Origin of the sequence: Piscibacillus halophilus, assembly GCF_900110685.1 — a bacterium.
Taxonomy (GTDB): Bacteria; Bacillota; Bacilli; order Bacillales; family Alkalibacillaceae; genus Piscibacillus; species Piscibacillus halophilus.
Window position 1 is genome coordinate 30,526 of the sequence record NZ_FOES01000006.1, and the last position, 18,701, is coordinate 49,226.

Below are 18,701 nucleotides of genomic sequence, written 5' to 3' on the forward strand. Positions count from 1 at the left end.
CAATCGATCGACTTATTTTTTCTTCGTTAGCCGATCTCTTAGTTGCAAACCTAAGTCAATTATACCTAATATTCTCAATGGATAAAGGAGTAATAATGGTTGTAAGACAATTAACACGATAACAATTATTGGAATAAATCTTGGCCACTTCTTATAGTGCGTAAAGAAAAAGACAAATGACAGACCCTGGATTGCTAATAACACGCCAGCTAAAGTCGATAAATTCTCCGCAACTAAATATAATGAGTCTTCCGGTGAAGGAAAAATTAACATTAACACAATTCCAATAAAATAATACCAAATTAAAGAAGTTGGTAATGTAAATTCTCTAAACGGTGGAAATTTAATGGATTGTCCTTCTATTTTATGAATGATTTTGTGACTAATCCATTGTGTAATCCAGGCGAAAGCTAACCCAAATATTACAATACCAGCTGGAATTTTATAAACCATTAAATACATCTGTTCACGATATAGCTCAATTTCTTGTTCGGATAGTTCACCAACTTGATCATATAAAGACATAAACGTTTGTAAGCTTTCATCAACCGCATTTTGTATCTCTTGAGACCAATTCACTTGGAACAAGAATTGACTTAAGACATAAACGAGAGCTAAACCTACTGAGTAACCTACCGTACCCAACGCTAATGTTTCATAGGATGTCCGTTTCTGTCTAAGTGCATATCCAATCGCCATTCCACCTAATGCCATAAAAAGCGTAATTGGAATGGATAAATAAAATAAGAATAATGAGCTAACCAAGAGAGTTAAGACAAACATTATCATCGTAGTTTTAATCTCATATTTGTAAGCAAAAAGTATAAATGGTAATGGTAGTACGAACATTATAACAATACTTAATACGGGTACAAAAAAAGTTGCAAATAACAATACTATATATATAGCTCCATACATCAAACCATCTTTAGTTGCACTTGACGAATTCATGATTTACTCGCACCTCTAACTTTAAAACTAATCTATGTCACCTAATATTATTATTTTACATCATATTTATGTTCAATCATATGAAAAGCATAAGAAAAACTGAGCTGATTTCGAACACCTTATAGAGAAAGATTTATTACCAAAAAGAACCTAAACTAAAAATAAAGGAGTGAACTGGCTCAAGTTCACTCCTTTAAGATTTCATTATTGGGTTACAGTAATACTTCCATTATTCGTACGTAATCTAATAATGTTATCTCCATCACCTATGACTTTATTATAATCATCGTCACCAAATAGCTTCACACGACCATTATTCACAGAAGTATCAAAAATAACATTTGTCGGCTCGTTCTCAGTTTGAATATCTATTTTTCCATTATGAGTTTCTAAGTCCATATTTCGATCTAGATCCTCTGTAACTAAGGATATTTTTCCGTTATTTGCCTTCACCTTCAATTCTCCATCAAGATTTTCAAGATCAATTTTTCCATTACTAGTTCTAAGATCATAAGAATCGGCAATGATATTTCCAAGCTCTACTTTCCCATTATTACTTGTTACCTTGACATCATGGATCACTAAATCATTCGCTTGGATCTTTCCATTCCTTACATCCACTTCTAAACGTTCATATTCTTTTTCAGGTAAATAGACAGTTAATGTTCGTGATAATTGAAAGAAATTAAAGTTAAACCATTTTCTCATTTTATTCTCTGTCTGAATCGATAGAGTCTGGTCATTTTCTTCTACAATTAGTTCACTCTTAGTGTGCTCATTTTCTTTACCTGTTAATTCAACCTTTGGGGTAGGATCAGTTGTAGGTATAATTTCTACTTTTTCATTATTGGCATCTATTTCAATAGTGTTTATATGAGCGTCTTCAAGTTCCTTTGTAACAGCAAGAGTAGTTGGTTCATAAAAGCGGTAAGTAAGTAGACTACCGATTCCACCTACGACTATTAACACAATAGCTAGCACCTTCACTCTCTTTATGTTCATGAGTTCATTCCACCTTTAACAAGATTTACATTATAGTTCAGATACTTCACAAAACCTTTAATCGATATACGTGACACATATAGCATGCCGACAATCAGTAATAACCCCAGTCCACATAATGTTATAGAGAAAAACAAATCAAATAACATAAAAGCATCAGGGAATACAGCTATATTAATTAAGAATAAAATCGGAGAAACTACAAATGATGCCCCTATTGCCCATCCTGCCACAATCAAGCTTACTAAAGCGATAAATGGCCCTAGTACAATAACTAAATTAAAGAAGCTTAATCCAATGACCGCCCAAACCGCTTTAAATATATTCGTTGTTGATGATGAAGTTTCAACTTTATCGACATAGTAACTAGCTAATATCTCTTTACCAATTTGACCAGGTGACCCTAGTGAATGAGCGATTTCTTCTTCTGTTTTACCTTCCGCTTTTCCAACTTCAAAGTGTTCACTGAAGTCCTGTAATATATCTTCTCTTTCTTCGTTAGAAAGCTTTTTTAGCCTAGTTTCTAAACTAGTGAGAAATTCCTTCTTATTCATGACTAACACCTTCCTCAATAATATGATTTACCCCTTCAGAGAAATGCTCCCATTCCTTGAGCAAATCATTTAGATGATCTCTTCCTTTATCCGTTAACTGATAATACTTACGTGATGGTCCTTCTTGAGATTCTTGCAAATAAGTCGTAAAGTATTCTTCCTTTTTCAGTCTTCTCAATAAGGGGTATACAGATCCTTCAGATATTGCGATTCGATCTGATATTTTCTTAACGAGTTCATAGCCGTAATGATCTTGCTTATTTAGCAAAGCAAGGACACATAACTCTAGCGCTCCTTTTTTAAATTGGATATTCATGGTAGACAACCTCCGATTTTTCTAACTACTATATATTATATAGTACTGAAATAAAATTAGTACCTGCAAAATAAATATACCACCAACTACTGTACAATGCAAGGTACTAATTAATAATTAATTTGTATGGGTGAAAGATGGACTGTTTAGAGTGGTTTAACAGAACATGTAATAAGTGTAGGTGTATAATTTTAAGTCTTTGCTTTTCAAGCTTGGGTGTAGGATTCTCCATTTACTTCTTACTCCGCCTCAGGGGAAATTTTCTTAATATAAAAAAGAGGCAATGCGTTAAGCATTACCTCTTACATATCATTATTCGCTAACATATGGTAATAAAGCCATTTGTCTAGCGCGTTTAATTGCTTTAGTTAATTTACGTTGATATTTAGCAGATGTTCCTGTTACACGACGAGGTAAAATTTTACCACGTTCTGAAACGAAACGTCTTAGTAGATCAACATCTTTATAGTCGATGTGTGTAATACCATTCGATTTGAAGTAACACACTTTTCTACGCTTACGTCCACGACGTGCCATGTGATAACCCTCCTTTGATTACAATGTTTGATTAAAATGGTAGATCGTCATCTGATAAGTCTACCGGTTCACCGCTATTTTCAAATGGATTGTTGTCTTCTTGTTGAGACTGTCCAAATCCACTTTGATTTTGGTTTGATGATCCTTGGTTTGATGTGTTTGGAGCTGGACTTCCTTGCATGTTTTGTCCACCTTGAGATGACCCTTTAGACTCTAAAAACTGAACGCTTTCAGCCACAACTTCTGTTATGAAAACTCGTTTTCCGTCTTGCCCATCAAAACTACGTGTCTGAATGCGGCCATCAACACCGATCATGCTACCCTTCTTCATATAATTCGCAAGGTTTTCTGCTTGGCGTCTCCAAATAACACAGTTAATGAAGTCTGCTTCACGGTTTCCTTGCTGATTAGAGAAAGGACGATTGACAGCTACTGTAAAGTTCGCAACAGCCACTCCATTTGGGGTGTAACGTAAATCAGGGTCTTTGGTTAATCTTCCTACTAATACTACTCTGTTTAACACATCAAACACTCCTTATTGATCGTCTTCGCGAATTGCCATATGACGAAGTACATCGTCTGAGAACTTCGCTTTACGACTGAATTCATCAACCGCTACAGAGTCGCCTGAAAAATTAACAACAACATAGTAACCATCACGGTAATCGTTAATTTCGTATGCTAGACGACGTTGACCCATTTCATCAACATTCGTAATCTCCGCGCCATTATTCGTTAACACGTTGTGAAGACGCTCAATTTCAGCTTTGCGAGCTTCTTCTTCGATATCTGGGCGGATGATATACATGATTTCGTATTTAGTCATCCGTCTTCACCTCCTCTTGGACTTTACGGCCCCATATTTTATATGGAGCAAGGAGTAAACCTAATTACTCACAATAAAGTATTATATCAAAAACCCTTCAAACAAACAACTATTATTTTTGACCCTTTATGATTAAACGTTAAAACGGAAATGGATGACATCGCCATCTTGAACGATGTATTCCTTTCCTTCTAAACGAACTTTACCCAAATCTCTAGCCTTTGCCATCGAACCAGCTTCTACTAAATCATTATAGGATACCGTCTCAGCTCGAATAAATCCTCGCTCAAAATCTGTATGGATAATTCCAGCTGTTTGCGGCGCCGTCATCCCTTTACGGAATGTCCAAGCTCTTACTTCTTGTTCACCAGCCGTAAAGTAAGTTGCCAAGCCTAACATATTATATGAAGCTTTGATTAGCTGGTCTAATCCTGACTCCTCTATGCCTAACTCTTGTAGAAACTCTTCTTTTTCTTCACCTTCTAGTTCGGCGATTTCGGATTCTACTTTTGCACAAACGACAATAACTTCTGCTCCCTCGTTTGCAGCATAGTCTTTTACTTTTTGGACATTTTCATTGTGATCAACATCTAACAACTCGTCTTCCCCAACGTTTGCCACATATAAAATTGGCTTAATCGTTAATAAATGTAACTGCTTCACATACTTTTCTTGTTCTTTTGTAAACTCTAATGCACGCGCAGGCTGTTCGTTTTCAAAAGCCTCTTTTAATTTCTCTAAAATTTCAAATTCAAATACTGCATCTTTCACTTTTTGTTTAGCCAATTTCGCTACTTTATCATAGCGTTTCATAATGGTCTCTAGGTCCGCTAAAATTAACTCTAAATTAATCGTTTCAATGTCTGAAATTGGATCCACTCTACCAGACACATGCGTTATATTTTCGTCTTCAAAGCAACGTACCACATGGCATATTGCATCGACTTGTCTAATGTGAGATAAGAACTGGTTTCCTAACCCTTCACCCTTACTCGCACCTTCAACAATTCCTGCAATATCTGTGAATTCAAATGATGTTGGAATTGTTTTTTTCGGGTTCACCATTTCCGTAAGCTTTTGCAAACGATGATCCGGCACCTCAACAATTCCTACATTAGGATCTATAGTCGCGAATGGATAGTTAGCTGATAGTGCACCAGCTTGTGTAATCGCGTTAAACAACGTTGATTTACCGACGTTTGGTAACCCAACGATTCCTGCAGTTAATGACATAATTTACACTCCTTCAATTCCGTACCCAACCTAACAAGATTAGTCCATAACAATTATAGATATTAGAAGATAAAAACACAAGTTATAGAGAAAATAAAAAAACAAAGGCACTTTTGCCTCTGTTTATTCAAAAAACATGAAGAAAATCAAAAATTGTTTCACGTGAAACAATTTTTTAACTTGCTTTTTTAATAATTTTTTTTAGTTTTTTTTCAAACTTTTTTCTAGGTACTAAAACACTATGATTGCATCCTTGGCATTTTATCCGAATATCCATTCCCATACGAATGATTTTCCACTCATTTGAACCACATGGATGGGGTTTTTTCATCTCAACGATATCATTTAAATCGTAGTTTTGCTCAACCATAGTCACCATCCCTTTCTTTCTAGACCGTTTTCTCTTCTATTTTATCAAATTTTCCCTTGATTGGCTCGTCTTATAATAGGAAACAATAAAATCATGGCTAATACGTAAATATTTATAAGACCATATAAGGGGTATAAATAGCTAATCAAATTTGAGAAACCAACAAGCGTAAAGGGAACGGCAGCACAAATAATTAATACTCCAACAACGCCTTTACTCCACTTAAAATATTCTTTAACGCGAGCAATAAGACCAAATAAACTCGTAATCGCTGTTGTATAAATGGCGAACCATAACAAAACAGACATGAAAAAGAACATCTGGATTGGATAACCATTTAAAATCGCAAACAACGGAATTTCATAAAAGAATAACTGATCCGATACATGAATTAAACTGATATTATATAGATACGAGATCACACCTAAAATAAGTCCACTTCCGATACTGGCCACATATATTTCTTTCTTAGTCTTAATTTCCTTCCCAATGGCTCCAATAACCGCAACGAGTGGGACAACATTCAGTGACGTAAATGGAATGGCTGAAGCCCAATTAGATTGTTCATACAGATTATAAATATATGGTACATTTTCTCGATATATAAAAATTATCAAAACAACGGCCAAGCCGATGATTAACATAGGTAAAAGAAACCGATTAATCGATACAATGCCATCCATACCATAAGGAATAACAGCTAACAATAACACAATCATTAATATAACACCTAAGAAATAAGGCAATTCTAGGATATGAACCGTTGCACCACTACCTGAGATCATGACGAATAGCATCGTAAATAAATATAGTAGAACGCCCCAATCATAGAAGTTGGCGAACTTCTTTCCAACTAATGTTTGTAAAACGGGTAAGTAATGTTCTGTTTTAAGTTCATAACTGATCGTTAATACAACAATACAACTGATGATGAACATCATCATAAATAATAAAATGGCTAGTCCACTTTCATGCCCAAAAAACTCCCAAATTTCTCGACCGGAGGCATATCCAGCACCAATCATAGTTGCCACAATTAACCCTATCCATTTTAATCCTCCAAGCATCCCTTCAACCCCTTATGTATATCTTTAAACGATACGCCATATACTAGTAAAAATATGTACAAGGGGTATGAAGTATGACTTCTATTAACTGTAATCAAAACTCTATGAATCTACATACAAAGGAGCAGCTTTTTGCTAAAAACTTATTTCATTTTATTCAAAATAATGTTCCTCATGATCAACCTATTATCGTTTTATGCATTGGCACTGATCGATCTACGGGTGATAGTCTAGGTCCACTCGTTGGCCACTATTTGAATTATAAGCCACTTATGAAACTTCAAGTCTATGGAACCATTGATGAGCCGGTTCATGCCAAAAACTTAGAAGAAACAATTTTAAATATTCATAACCAATATGACCACCCTTATATAATTGCAGTCGATGCCGCTTTATCTACCATGCCAAAAGTTAAAACGGTCGATGTTGGAATCGGTTCTCTTTCGCCTGGTGCAGCAGTCAAAAAAGACCTACCACCTATTGGTGATTTGTATATCAAAGGTTATGTCAATGTAAGTGGTTTTATGGAGTTCAGTATTTTACAAAACACAAGACTTTCAGTGGTCATGCATATGGCTAAACAAATTGCACAAGCCTTGTATTACGCTGATACTCATTTAAAACAACAATCCTCTATATTTAAATTAAAAGGAGCCCAATAGATTTTATTAGGCTCCTTTTAATTGATTCATAATATGTGTTAAGAATAGTTCCGTTGTATTATTAATACCTAAATCGCTTAACATTCTACTTCCAACAACATCTTCAAGCTCGTTAAATATTAACTCTCCTTCATCAGTCAGGAAAAAATCTACCCCCACATAATCAGCTTTTAATCCATGTAAAAACTGATGAACTAATTGGTGATGTTCATGGGTGTATTCAAAGATCTCACAAGTGTTATTTTGACTATAGTTAAACAATAATCCACCATCATTTTTCCGTATTATAGCCTGGATAATTTGATTATTAATCACATAAAACCTTATATCACCCATTAAATTTGTTAATAAGGTTTGTTGTATACGATTCTTAAAATCTGAAACCTTTAATTCACTTAACCTTTGAACCCCTTCTCCCCCATGTCCATCAACTGGTTTAGAGATTATTTGATCCTGATTCGTCCAATCTAATCGCACTGGAGGATACTTGATGTTTTGCTCCTTAGCATGGCGATAGGCGGCCAATTTATTATTCCCAAGAAGAGTGATTGTTGATTGATTAAAGACTCTTACATGATTCAATTCTAGTATTAAAGATAAATGATAGTCTCGAGTACGGTTTATAGCAAATTGTATTTGATCATATTTTTCATAACCATGCTGATAAAAATCGTCACTAAAGACTAATTCTATTTTCATCCCAAACTGAGCAGCCATATCTTGAATCCATTTGACATAATCACTATTCTTCTTATAATCTGCTTTATTATAAATCAATAATCCATTCATGGCATTTCACCCACAATATAATCTAATAGCAAACGACTGACATTGACTCCTGACACCTGTTCAAAACTTAAATAATTCACATTTGAGTTGACCTCACAGACAATAGGTCGATCATCCTCATCAAATAGTAAATCAACTCCACTAAAGTCTAAACCTAATGAACGATGTGCTTTTAACGCCAATTTCTCTTGTTCTTCAGTTAACTCTACTAACTCTCCTCGTCCGCCCAATGTAATATTGGCACGAAAATCGGTGGCAAACTCCCTTTTCATTCCGCCTATTACTTGATTACCAATAATCGTCACCCTAATATCTCTTCCAAAAGATGATTTAATTGGTTCTTGTAATATAAAATCCCGACCATCTAATTCTTTCATTTTATGAATTAAATCTTCTTTGTTATTAAATTTATATACTTGCATACCAAATGAACCAAATACTTCTTTTAAAATAACTTCAGAGCCTAATTCTTCAAATATATAATCGATATACTCACCTGATAGCTCATGCTGATGGAACGTAAAAGGGCCAACGATCGTCTTAGGGACTCGGATAGTATCTTGAGCCATCTGTAAGTGCATGTAAGCCTTATGATCACAATTCTCAATCGCTACTCTTCGATTAAATAAGCGATACCCCATCGCTTCTAAATGCTTAGCTAAATAAATATCTTTATCCCAAAAAATGATAAAGTCAGGTTCATTAAGAGACCTAAGACTTTTTAAACCTTGTGTGCCATCAGAATGAAACATTGGCAATAGTTCACTATTAGGAATGGCTTCTAATTGAATCCCTTTCTTCTTCGATTCTGCTACTAAGCTTTCAACTAATAGGTGGAACTTTTTAAATTTTAATGCTCCATTATAAATGATCCAACCATTCATACAATTTTCTCCACCTTTGATCGGAATTTGAGACTAATCATTACCTTATTAGGTTAACCAGCCTTGAATCTGCGTATAAATATATAGAACGAATCCAACTGTGACAAGGCTTGGCAAAAGGTTTGCAACTCTTATTTCTGTTATTTTGAGTAAATTTAACCCTATGGCAAAGATTAATAATCCACCAGTCGCTGTCATATCTTCTATAAATAAATCTAAGATGTTTTCTGGTAACCATTCATTAATTTGTGTTGCAAAAAGTGCGATCCCACCTTCATATAACACAACTGGTATAGCTGAGAACACAACACCAAACCCCATCGTCGTCGTTAACACTAAGGCGACAAACCCATCAATGATAGACTTGGTAAATAGGATACCGTGATCCCCTCTTAAACCACTATCTAAAGCTCCAACGACTGCCATCGCACCTATCACAAATATTAATGAAGCCGTCACAAAACCTTCTGCAATTCGAGATTCTTGACCTGGCTTTTTAAATTTTACTTCTATGTGGGATCCTAGACGATTTAATTTTTCATCTAAATCGATCCCCTCACCAATAATGGCCCCTGAAACTAAGCTTAATAGTACGACTATAACCCGATCAGATGCAAAGGCCATCGATAAACCAATTAAAATGACAGTTAAGCCAATACCACTCATAATCGTGTCTTTTATTCTTTCTGGAATCTTAGTAAAAAATAACCCTAACAACGTCCCTATTAATATACAAACCCCGTTAACGATTACCCCTGTTAATGCCAAAACGAACCATCCTAACTTAATTTTCAAGTATGTAAAATAAAATGTTTCACGTGAAACATTTTAAAGCTATTTATTGTAAAGAAAACTCGCCATGACGGCGAGTTCACTACTTACTCGTTATTAATTCAAGTATTCGGTTCAAATCACTTTGATCAAAATACTCGATTTCGATTTTACCCTTTTTCTTACCTTGTTGGATGTTCACACTCGTCCCAAAGAAGTCGCGTAATTCTGCTTCTTTGGATGAAATAAAGACATCTTTTTTCGTCGTTTTCTTTTTCTTCTTTTTCTTTTCATTAAGCTGAGTAATAAGTTTCTCAACTTGGCGAACGTTAAGGTGTTCTTTTCGGATTTTATCAGCAACAAGAAGCATCTCATCTTCTTCTTTAAGAGCTAACAAGGCTCGTCCATGTCCCATCGTTAATTCTTTACTATTGATCATAGCTCGAATTTTTTCAGGGAGTGATAACAGGCGCATCATGTTAGCAATGTGCGGGCGACTTTTCCCTAACCTTTTGGCTAATTCGTCTTGTTTAATGTTTAATTCGTGAATTAATCGTTCATAAGCTTCTGCTTCTTCCATTGGACTTAAATCTTCACGTTGAAGGTTTTCTAGTAAAGCTAATTCCATCATTTGTTCGTCCGTAAGTTCGCGGACAACTGCTGGAATGGTCTTTAATCCACCTTCTTTTGAAGCACGAAAACGTCTTTCCCCAACTACAATTTCAAAGCCTTTAATTGCTTTACGGACAATAATTGGTTGTAATATTCCGTATTGCATGATCGAATCTTTCAGCTCTTCAATTGCATCAGCTTCGAAGTTTTTTCTAGGTTGGTAAGGGTTTGGACGTATTTGATCAATGGGTAGTTCTTGTACGCTTTCTTCTTCAACTCCAAAAAGCTCTTCTAAACCTTTACCCAACCCTCTGGCCATTTGCCATCACTTCCTTCGCTAACTCGGAATATATTTCTGCACCTTTCGATTTCGGATCATATGTAATGATCGGTTCACCATGACTAGGTGCCTCTCCAAGACGTATATTTCTTGGAACAATTGCGTTAAACACTTTATCTTGGAAGTATTTTTTCACTTCTTCAATCACCTGAATACCTAAGTTTGTTCTTGCATCTAACATTGTTAGTAAAACGCCTTCTATCGTTAGGTCTTGATTTAGACGTTTTTGAACTAATCGAACGGTATTGAGTAACTGACTTAACCCTTCAAGCGCATAATATTCACACTGAACAGGGATAATGACACTGTCTGCTGCAGTTAATGCGTTTAAGGTTAGCAATCCTAATGAAGGAGGACAATCAATAATAATATAATCATAGTCTTCCCGAATATTTTCTAGTGATTTACGTAGTCGTAACTCCCTCGAAATCGTAGGGACTAACTCTATTTCTGAACCAGCTAATTGAATCGTAGCTGGAATTGCATCTAAATTAGGAATATTTGATGATACACATACTGCTTTTGGATCTTCCTCTTCAATTAAAACATCATATATACACGAGGACATATCGCCTTTATTTATTCCAATGCCACTTGTTGCATTTCCTTGTGGGTCGATATCAATTAGTAAGACTTTATTACCTTCATTTGCAAGGCATGCGCTGAGATTCACAGCTGTTGTTGTCTTACCAACTCCACCTTTCTGATTTGCAATGGCAATGACTTTCCCCATAATGTCACCTGCCCAATCTAAAAGTTTTCAATAATATTATTTTATCACGTTAACTATAGAAATGTTAGATAAATATAGTAGAAAAAAAGCCCCATCTTCGAAATTAAGATGGGAATCATAGTTACTTCTATCTATTTTTTTGGTATTTTTATTTTAATTTCGTAAAAATCATCTGAGTCACTTTCTTCTGTTTCCACATCCATACCTGTGTCTTTAACCATACTCAAGGACTGTTTAATTGTATTCAAAGCGATTCTTACGTCTTTATTAACCCCTTTAACCTGAGGTTTTTTCTTCTTTTTCGGTTTTTCTTCAGGGTTTAAAATCTGTTGGACATGTTCTTCAGTTTGTTTAACATTTAAATGTTTATCAATAATAATAGCTAATACTTGTTCTTGTATTTCTGGATCTTTCAAACCTATTAGAGCACGAGCGTGTCTCTCCGTAATCTCTTTATTTAGGATCGATTGTTGAACAACACTCGGTAATTTAAGTAATCTTAATTTGTTTGCAATTGTTGATTGGCTTTTACCTAAGCGCTGTGCAAGTGCTTCTTGAGTTAACCCATGTATTTGTAATAACTGGTCATAAGCTATCGCCTCTTCAATAACCGTTAACTCTTCACGCTGGAGGTTCTCAATTAAAGCAACTGAAGCCGTTTGCGTGTCTGTCATATCCTTAACAATCGCAGGAATCGTCTCCCACTCTAAGGTTTGAACAGCACGCCACCTTCTTTCACCAGCGATGAGTTCATAACCTGACTCACCTTCAAGATTTCTTACGACAATTGGCTGAATCATCCCATGTGTTCGAATGGTTTGAGCTAATTCTTCTATTTTTTTGTCGTCGAAAATAGTGCGGGGTTGATACTGATTAGGTTGAATATCTTTGACCGGCAGTTCAACTATTTCGTTGTTATAGTTTTCCTCGGTTGAATCATTTTTCGGTTCGCTCTTACCGAATAACTTACTTAACGAACTCATTTAGGCACCCACCTTCAAAATTCAATGAATCCATATGGTTTATGTAATTTTTACATCTTAAAAAATGTAATGTTTCACGTGAAACATTACATTTCTATCATTAGTATGACTAGTATATGTTGTGATTCACTATCCCTATTTTACCATAAACTTATCATTGGTAGAAGTGAATTTTATAGAATACTAGAGTTAACTTTACGTCAAAATCCTTAAATATACGACAATGTTTTTTACTCAATTGGATCTTTATTTGGCGTACCAGGCTTTCTTGGGTATTTCTTAGGTGTCTTGCGTTTTTTATCGATGATTACAATATTTCGTTCACTATTTTCAATTGGTAAATTAAATGAATGAATGTCATTCCATTCTCCACCTAACGTTTTAACAGCCAATTCACCTTGTTCTTTTTCTTCCTCAAATTTTGCAGCCTTCATCATGATAAATTGACCGCCCACTTTTACTAGTGGTAAACATAATTCACTTAATACAGACGTTCTTGCAACAGCGCGAGCCATGACGACATCATAAGTTTCTCTAAACTTTTTATTCTTACCAAAGGTCTCAGCTCGATCATGATAAAAAGCTACTCCTGATAAATTGAGTTGATCGGCTAAATGGTTCAAAAATGTAATTCGTTTTTGAAGTGAATCGACAATGGTTACATTTAAATGTGGGTATGTAATTTTGAGCGGGATTGAAGGAAATCCCGCTCCAGCCCCAACGTCGCACACTTGATCGATTTGATTAAAATCGAAATAAAATGCAGCTGAAATCGAATCATAGAAGTGTTTTAAATAAACTTCTTCTCGATTTGTGATGGCTGTTAAATTCATTTTTTGGTTCCAGTCAACTAAAACCTCATAATAAGTCTCAAACTGTTTAAGTTGTTGGTCTGTTAGTTGAATACCACGATTATTTAATTCATTATAAAAGACTGTTGTATCCATAAACATCCTCTATTCGTTAGAAGCTTTTGATCGAAGTCCTTGTTCAATATACACTAATAAAATGGAAATATCTGATGGGTTTACCCCAGAAATACGAGAGGCTTGCCCTACTGATAATGGACGTACTTTCTTTAGCTTTTCCTTCGCTTCAGTAGCAATACCTTGAATATCATCATAATCAATATGATCCGGAATACGTTTGTTTTCCATCTTACGCATTTTTTCAACTTGTTGCATGGATTTTTCGATATACCCTTCATACTTAACGATAATTTCAACCTGTTCTTCTACATCATTTGGAAGGTCTTCCTCGCTCGGTACAAGTTGTTTAATATGATCATACTTCACTTCTGGACGGCGAAGTAAGTCAGATGCTCTAACACCATCTTTAAGTGGTGAGCCGCCTAATTTTTCAATTAGTTGTTGTACCTCTTGAGTCGGCTTAATGATATGAGATTTTAGTCGTTTAACCTCAGCTTCAATTAATTGTTTTTTCGTATTAAAACGTTCATAACGTTCTTCAGGAATTAAACCATATTGATAACCAAGGTCCGTTAGACGAAGGTCAGCATTATCGTGACGTAGTAATAGACGATACTCAGCACGTGATGTTAGTAAACGATAAGGTTCGTTTGTTCCTTTTGTAACTAAGTCATCAATTAAGACACCGATATATGCTTGTGAACGGTCAAGAATTAATGATTCTTTGCCGAGTGCTTTTGCAGCTGCATTAATACCCGCCATAATACCTTGACCTGCAGCTTCCTCATAACCAGATGTTCCATTTATTTGACCTGCTGTGAATAGTCCTTCGACTTTCTTTGTTTCCAGTGTTGGCCATAGTTGAGTTGGAACAATGGCATCATATTCAATGGCATATCCTGCACGCATCATTTCAGCTTTTTCAAGACCTGGAATGGTCTCAAGTAGACGCTTTTGAACATCTTCAGGTAGAGATGTGGATAGACCTTGAACGTATACTTCTTCTGTATTTCGGCCTTCTGGTTCTAGGAAAATTTGGTGACGTGGTTTGTCGTTAAAACGTACAATTTTATCTTCAATTGATGGGCAGTATCTCGGCCCTGTACCGCGTTCTGCACCTGAATACATCGCTGAACGAGATAGGTTCTCATCAATGATTTGGTGTGTGAATTCACCAGTATACGTTAACCAGCAAGGAATTTGATCTGTAATATACTCTGTCGTTTCGTAAGAGAATGCACGTGGCTCTTCATCACCTGGTTGAATTTCTGTTTTAGAATAATCAATCGTATGACTATTAACACGTGGTGGTGTTCCCGTTTTAAAACGAACGATATCAAAGCCAAGCTCTTCTAGTTGTTCAGACAGCTTAACCGTCGCACGTTGGTTGTTCGGTCCACTTTCGTATTCAATGTCTCCGATTAATACTTTTCCTCGCATAAACGTACCTGTTGTTACAATCACGGTTGGTGCGTAGTAAGCTGCTTTAGTTTCAGTAAGGACTCCTTTTACAACACCATCTTCAACGATTAATTCATCCACCATTCCTTGGCGAAGCGTTAAGTTTTCTTGGTTTTCAATTACTTTTTTCATTTCTTGTTGGTAAAGAACTTTATCTGCTTGTGCACGTAATGCACGAACAGCTGGACCTTTACTTGTATTGAGAAGACGCATTTGAATATGCGTTTTATCTATTGTTTTACCCATTTGACCACCAAGAGCATCGATTTCACGTACAACGACACCTTTGGCTGGTCCACCGACTGATGGGTTACATGGCATAAATGCAATTAAATCAAGGTTAAGGGTCAGCATTAACGTTTTGGCACCGCGTTTAGCTGAAGCTAATCCAGCTTCGACGCCAGCGTGACCAGCACCAATGACAATGACATCGTATTGGCCTGCATTATACATCTTTATTACCTCCTTATAATTTTAATCTTCAACGTTTTATTTACCGAGACAGAATTGGGAGAATAACTGATCGATTAATGATTCATGAACATTATCTCCAATAATCTCTCCTAATAACTCCCACGTTCTCGTAATATCAATTTGAACTAAATCTAATGGCATTCCTGATTCAATACCATTTAACGCATCATCTAAAGCTGATTCCGCTTGTTCGAGTAACTGAATATGACGAACGTTCGATACATACGTTAAATCAGCTGATTCTAATTCACCATCAAAAAACGTGTTTGCAATCGCTTCTTCTAATTCATCTACACCTTGTTCTTGTAGAAGTGAAGTTGTAACGACTGGAGCACCATTAGCTGCTTCTTTTACAGCACTCATATCAATGTTTTGTTCTAAGTCCGTCTTATTCACAAGAACAATGACGTCCATTCCTTCTGCCGCTTCAAATAATTCAGCATCTTCTTTCGTAAACTCTTCATGACCGTTTAATACTAGTAAGATTAAGTCTGCTTCTTTTAAAGCTTGGCGAGAACGATCGACCCCAATTTTTTCAACGATATCTTCTGTCTCACGAATTCCCGCTGTATCAATTAAACGTAATGGGACACCTCTCACATTGACGTATTCCTCAATGACGTCACGAGTCGTTCCTGGAATCTCCGTTACAATGGCTTTATTTTCATGTGCTAATTTATTGAGTAAAGAGGATTTTCCAACGTTTGGACGACCAATGATCGCCGTTGCAATCCCTTCTCTTAATATTTTCCCTTGTTTAGCTGTTTGAAGAATCTTTTGAACTTCTTTTTGAACATGAGATGCTTTTTCAATCAACATATCATGCGTCATTTCTTCAACATCATCATACTCTGGATAATCTATATTCACCTCAACATGAGCAACCGTCTCAATCAATTCTTGACGTAATTGTCGGATTAATTGAGATAAACGACCGTCCATTTGTTTGAGGGCGACATTCATAGCTCGATCCGTTTTAGCACGGATAAGGTCCATGACCGCTTCAGCTTGAGAAAGATCGATACGGCCATTTAAGAAAGCTCGTTTTGTAAACTCTCCTGGCTCTGCTAGACGAGCTCCCTCTCTTAACACTAATTGAAGAACACGGTTAACTGAAACCATTCCACCGTGACAGTTAATTTCTATTATATCTTCACGGGTGAAGGTTTTAGGACCTTTCATAACCGTAATCATCACTTCTTCGACTAACTCATCCGTTTTTGGATCCATAATATTGCCGTAGTGAATTGTGTGTGAATCCACTTCATTTAAATCTTTACCTTTAAACACTCGATTAGCAATTGAAAATGCATCATCCCCACTTAATCTAACAATGGCAATTGCACCTTCTCCAATCGGCGTTGAAATCGCAGCAATTGTATCTTGTTCCATAACCTTCACCCCTTTCAAGGCTTATTTTACAGGAAATTGATTGCATAATTTCCTAACTTAAAACAATAACATATTTCAAGTAAAAAGAAAAGCTAAATATACGGCTAAATATTTCCATAGAAATGAGCTTTTACTCGCCTTCTACCAAGGATTCAAGGACCATTTCTACTGGTTACAAATCTAGTGACGACAATTAGATAATAATAAAGAGTAATTTCTAATAAAATGTTCTATTTAGATAATAAAATTTAAAAAATAGATAATAAAATTTGAAATTTAGATAATAAATTCTTGGATTTGGATAATAAACTTCAAAAATGGATAATAAAACTCAAAAATTAGATAATAAACTTTCTAAGATCACTTCCATTTAAAAAGACCTCCCTTAACGGAAGGCCTTTGATTCATTATTTATTCGGTTTAATCACGATATATCGATTAGGATCTTTTCCTTCTGAGTGAGTTGTAACGCTGTCGTGGTCATGTAAAGCTGTATGAATGATTTTACGCTCAAATGAAGGCATTGGTTCAATTTTAACATCTTCGCCTGTTCGAACGGCCTTACTCGCCAACTTTTCAGCTAATTGATGCAACGTTTCATTTCGTCTTTCACGATAATTCTCAGCGTCTACAACAACTGTTACATATTGTGATGCATCTACTTTATTCACCGCTAAATGCGTTAAGTATTGTAATGCATTTAAAGTTTGTCCTCTCTTACCGATGAGTAAACCAATTTTTTCGCCAACGAGTTCAAATACAAGTTCATCGTCATTGTTATGAACTTTCACGTCGACCTCTACTCCCATTTCAAGAGAAACACTTTGTAAGAATTGTTGTCCAATTTTAGCTAAGTCAATCTTTTCTTGGACTTTAACGTAAGCACGTTTGGATCCAAAGATTCCTAACAAACCTTTTTTTCCCTCATCAATCACTTCTAAGTTAACTTGATCTTCTGTAAGGCCTAATTGACGAAGCGCATTCTCTTTAGCTTCTTCAACTGTTTGACCACTAGCCGTTATTTCTCTCACTTTTTAGATCCCCCATTTTTTTGTTGTTCTTCAAATTGTTTCATCATTGGACGACGAATAAAAATGGTTTGAACGATCATGAATAAGTTACCTACTACCCAGTAAAGTGCTAATGCTGATGGGAAGAATAATGCAAAACCACCAATCATTAATGGTAATAAGTATAACATAACTTGCATTTGTGGGTTCACACTAGCTGGTTGCCCAGCCATCATAATTTTCTGCTGAATAAAAGTCGTTGCCATTGTGATGATGGCCAGAATAATACTTGGTTCACCTAATGAGAACCATAAGAAATCATATTCTCTAATCGGTGGGAATCTTACAATCGCATGATAGAATGCAATTAAGATTGGCATTTGTGCTATGATCGGTAAACATCCAGCCAATGGGTTAACACCATGTTTTTGGAATAACGCCATCGTTTCTTGCTGTAATTTCTGTTGTGTCTGTTGGTCTTTAGAAGAATATTTTTCTCTTAACTTCTGAATCTCTGGCTGCAATAATTGCATTGCCTGAGATGATTTTAATTGTTTAATATTTAATGGAAGGATTAATGTACGAAGTAATACAGTCACAATAATAATCGCTAATCCGTATCCATGATTGAAAATACCTTCTGCAATAAATTCAATTAACGTAATTAACGGCCATACAAAAAACTCTTCCCAAACCCCTTCTTTAGTATCCTGAGTAAGGTCTTGGTTTACATCCATACAACCGGATAAAAAAACCGCTATGCCTATTAACGCTATAACAAGTATAATCTTTTTGCGCACTCTCT

At 35.7% G+C, this 18,701-nt stretch carries 22 protein-coding genes; 1 reads left to right on the forward strand and 21 read right to left on the reverse strand.

Annotated features, from left to right (window positions below; genetic code table 11):
• Nucleotides 1-12: 12 nt before the first annotated feature.
• The 10 genes from BMY57_RS04760 to BMY57_RS04805 form a co-directional block, all read right to left on the reverse strand.
• Entirely contained in the window at nt 13-951 is a 939-nt protein-coding gene (locus tag BMY57_RS04760; RefSeq protein WP_091772884.1) for a YybS family protein, read from the reverse strand.
• A 204-nt stretch (nt 952-1,155) separates the two neighbouring features.
• Nucleotides 1,156-1,953, reverse strand: a complete 798-nt coding sequence (locus BMY57_RS04765; RefSeq protein WP_091772885.1) for a DUF4097 family beta strand repeat-containing protein — start codon at nt 1,951-1,953, stop codon at nt 1,156-1,158.
• A complete protein-coding gene (locus tag BMY57_RS04770) occupies nt 1,950-2,507 on the reverse strand; it encodes an HAAS signaling domain-containing protein (protein ID WP_091772886.1) in 558 nt (185 codons plus the stop codon). Before BMY57_RS04770 ends, BMY57_RS04765 begins: the two co-directional genes overlap by 4 nt.
• Nucleotides 2,500-2,823: a PadR family transcriptional regulator gene (locus BMY57_RS04775; RefSeq protein WP_091772887.1), complete on the reverse strand. Its 324-nt coding sequence runs from the start codon at nt 2,821-2,823 to the stop codon at nt 2,500-2,502. Before BMY57_RS04775 ends, BMY57_RS04770 begins: the two co-directional genes overlap by 8 nt.
• 312 nt (nt 2,824-3,135) lie before the next feature.
• A complete protein-coding gene (gene rpsR / locus BMY57_RS04780) occupies nt 3,136-3,360 on the reverse strand; it encodes a 30S ribosomal protein S18 (RefSeq protein WP_091772888.1) in 225 nt (74 codons plus the stop codon).
• A gap of 31 nt (nt 3,361-3,391) precedes the next feature.
• Nucleotides 3,392-3,883, reverse strand: a complete 492-nt coding sequence (gene ssb / locus BMY57_RS04785; protein ID WP_091772889.1) for a single-stranded DNA-binding protein — start codon at nt 3,881-3,883, stop codon at nt 3,392-3,394.
• A gap of 12 nt (nt 3,884-3,895) precedes the next feature.
• Entirely contained in the window at nt 3,896-4,186 is a 291-nt protein-coding gene (rpsF, locus tag BMY57_RS04790) for a 30S ribosomal protein S6 (RefSeq protein WP_091772890.1), read from the reverse strand.
• A 132-nt stretch (nt 4,187-4,318) separates the two neighbouring features.
• Nucleotides 4,319-5,419 carry a redox-regulated ATPase YchF gene (ychF, locus tag BMY57_RS04795; RefSeq protein WP_091772891.1) on the reverse strand — a complete coding sequence of 367 codons (1,101 nt, stop codon included), beginning with the start codon at nt 5,417-5,419 and terminating at the stop codon, nt 4,319-4,321.
• A gap of 175 nt (nt 5,420-5,594) precedes the next feature.
• On the reverse strand, nt 5,595-5,789 hold the full coding sequence (locus BMY57_RS04800) for a DUF951 domain-containing protein (RefSeq protein ID WP_091772892.1): 195 nt from the start codon (nt 5,787-5,789) through the stop codon (nt 5,595-5,597).
• A gap of 44 nt (nt 5,790-5,833) precedes the next feature.
• Nucleotides 5,834-6,856 (reverse strand): YkvI family membrane protein, encoded by a 1,023-nt coding sequence (locus BMY57_RS04805; protein WP_091772893.1) that lies wholly within the window; start codon nt 6,854-6,856, stop codon nt 5,834-5,836.
• Nucleotides 6,857-6,930: 74 nt separating this feature from the next.
• Here BMY57_RS04805 and yyaC point away from each other — a divergent pair, with 74 nt between their 5' ends.
• A complete protein-coding gene (yyaC, locus tag BMY57_RS04810) occupies nt 6,931-7,518 on the forward strand; it encodes a spore protease YyaC (RefSeq protein ID WP_091772894.1) in 588 nt (195 codons plus the stop codon).
• Nucleotides 7,519-7,524: 6 nt separating this feature from the next.
• Here the strand turns inward: yyaC and BMY57_RS04815 are convergent, their stop codons facing one another.
• The 11 genes from BMY57_RS04815 to yidC all read right to left on the reverse strand — a co-directional run bounded on the left by BMY57_RS04815 (nt 7,525) and on the right by yidC (nt 18,696).
• Nucleotides 7,525-8,307 (reverse strand): ATP-grasp domain-containing protein, encoded by a 783-nt coding sequence (locus BMY57_RS04815; RefSeq protein WP_091772895.1) that lies wholly within the window; start codon nt 8,305-8,307, stop codon nt 7,525-7,527.
• The gene (locus BMY57_RS04820) at nt 8,304-9,191 is read right to left on the reverse strand and encodes an ATP-grasp domain-containing protein (RefSeq protein WP_091772896.1); all 888 of its coding nucleotides are present in this window, start codon (nt 9,189-9,191) and stop codon (nt 8,304-8,306) included. Before BMY57_RS04820 ends, BMY57_RS04815 begins: the two co-directional genes overlap by 4 nt.
• Nucleotides 9,192-9,239: 48 nt before the next feature.
• Nucleotides 9,240-9,959 (reverse strand): DUF554 domain-containing protein, encoded by a 720-nt coding sequence (locus BMY57_RS04825; RefSeq protein WP_091772897.1) that lies wholly within the window; start codon nt 9,957-9,959, stop codon nt 9,240-9,242.
• A gap of 106 nt (nt 9,960-10,065) precedes the next feature.
• Nucleotides 10,066-10,893, reverse strand: a complete 828-nt coding sequence (locus tag BMY57_RS04830) for a ParB/RepB/Spo0J family partition protein (protein ID WP_091772898.1) — start codon at nt 10,891-10,893, stop codon at nt 10,066-10,068.
• On the reverse strand, nt 10,874-11,647 hold the full coding sequence (locus BMY57_RS04835; protein ID WP_091772899.1) for a ParA family protein: 774 nt from the start codon (nt 11,645-11,647) through the stop codon (nt 10,874-10,876). The genes BMY57_RS04830 and BMY57_RS04835 overlap by 20 nt, the downstream gene beginning before the upstream one ends.
• Nucleotides 11,648-11,778: 131 nt before the next feature.
• Nucleotides 11,779-12,630: a nucleoid occlusion protein gene (gene noc, locus BMY57_RS04840; RefSeq protein ID WP_091772900.1), complete on the reverse strand. Its 852-nt coding sequence runs from the start codon at nt 12,628-12,630 to the stop codon at nt 11,779-11,781.
• Nucleotides 12,631-12,860: 230 nt separating this feature from the next.
• Complete coding sequence (gene rsmG / locus BMY57_RS04845) at nt 12,861-13,577, reverse strand: 16S rRNA (guanine(527)-N(7))-methyltransferase RsmG (RefSeq protein WP_091772901.1); 717 nt, start codon at nt 13,575-13,577, stop codon at nt 12,861-12,863.
• A gap of 9 nt (nt 13,578-13,586) precedes the next feature.
• On the reverse strand, nt 13,587-15,473 hold the full coding sequence (mnmG, locus tag BMY57_RS04850) for a tRNA uridine-5-carboxymethylaminomethyl(34) synthesis enzyme MnmG (protein ID WP_091772902.1): 1,887 nt from the start codon (nt 15,471-15,473) through the stop codon (nt 13,587-13,589).
• A gap of 36 nt (nt 15,474-15,509) precedes the next feature.
• Entirely contained in the window at nt 15,510-16,886 is a 1,377-nt protein-coding gene (gene mnmE / locus BMY57_RS04855) for a tRNA uridine-5-carboxymethylaminomethyl(34) synthesis GTPase MnmE (protein ID WP_091772903.1), read from the reverse strand.
• 407 nt (nt 16,887-17,293) lie between these two features.
• Nucleotides 17,294-17,917, reverse strand: coding sequence for an RNA-binding cell elongation regulator Jag/EloR (gene jag / locus BMY57_RS04860; RefSeq protein WP_091772904.1), 624 nt, complete (start codon nt 17,915-17,917; stop codon nt 17,294-17,296).
• On the reverse strand, nt 17,914-18,696 hold the full coding sequence (gene yidC, locus BMY57_RS04865) for a membrane protein insertase YidC (protein WP_091772905.1): 783 nt from the start codon (nt 18,694-18,696) through the stop codon (nt 17,914-17,916). The genes jag and yidC overlap by 4 nt, the downstream gene beginning before the upstream one ends.
• Nucleotides 18,697-18,701: the final 5 nt, after the last annotated feature.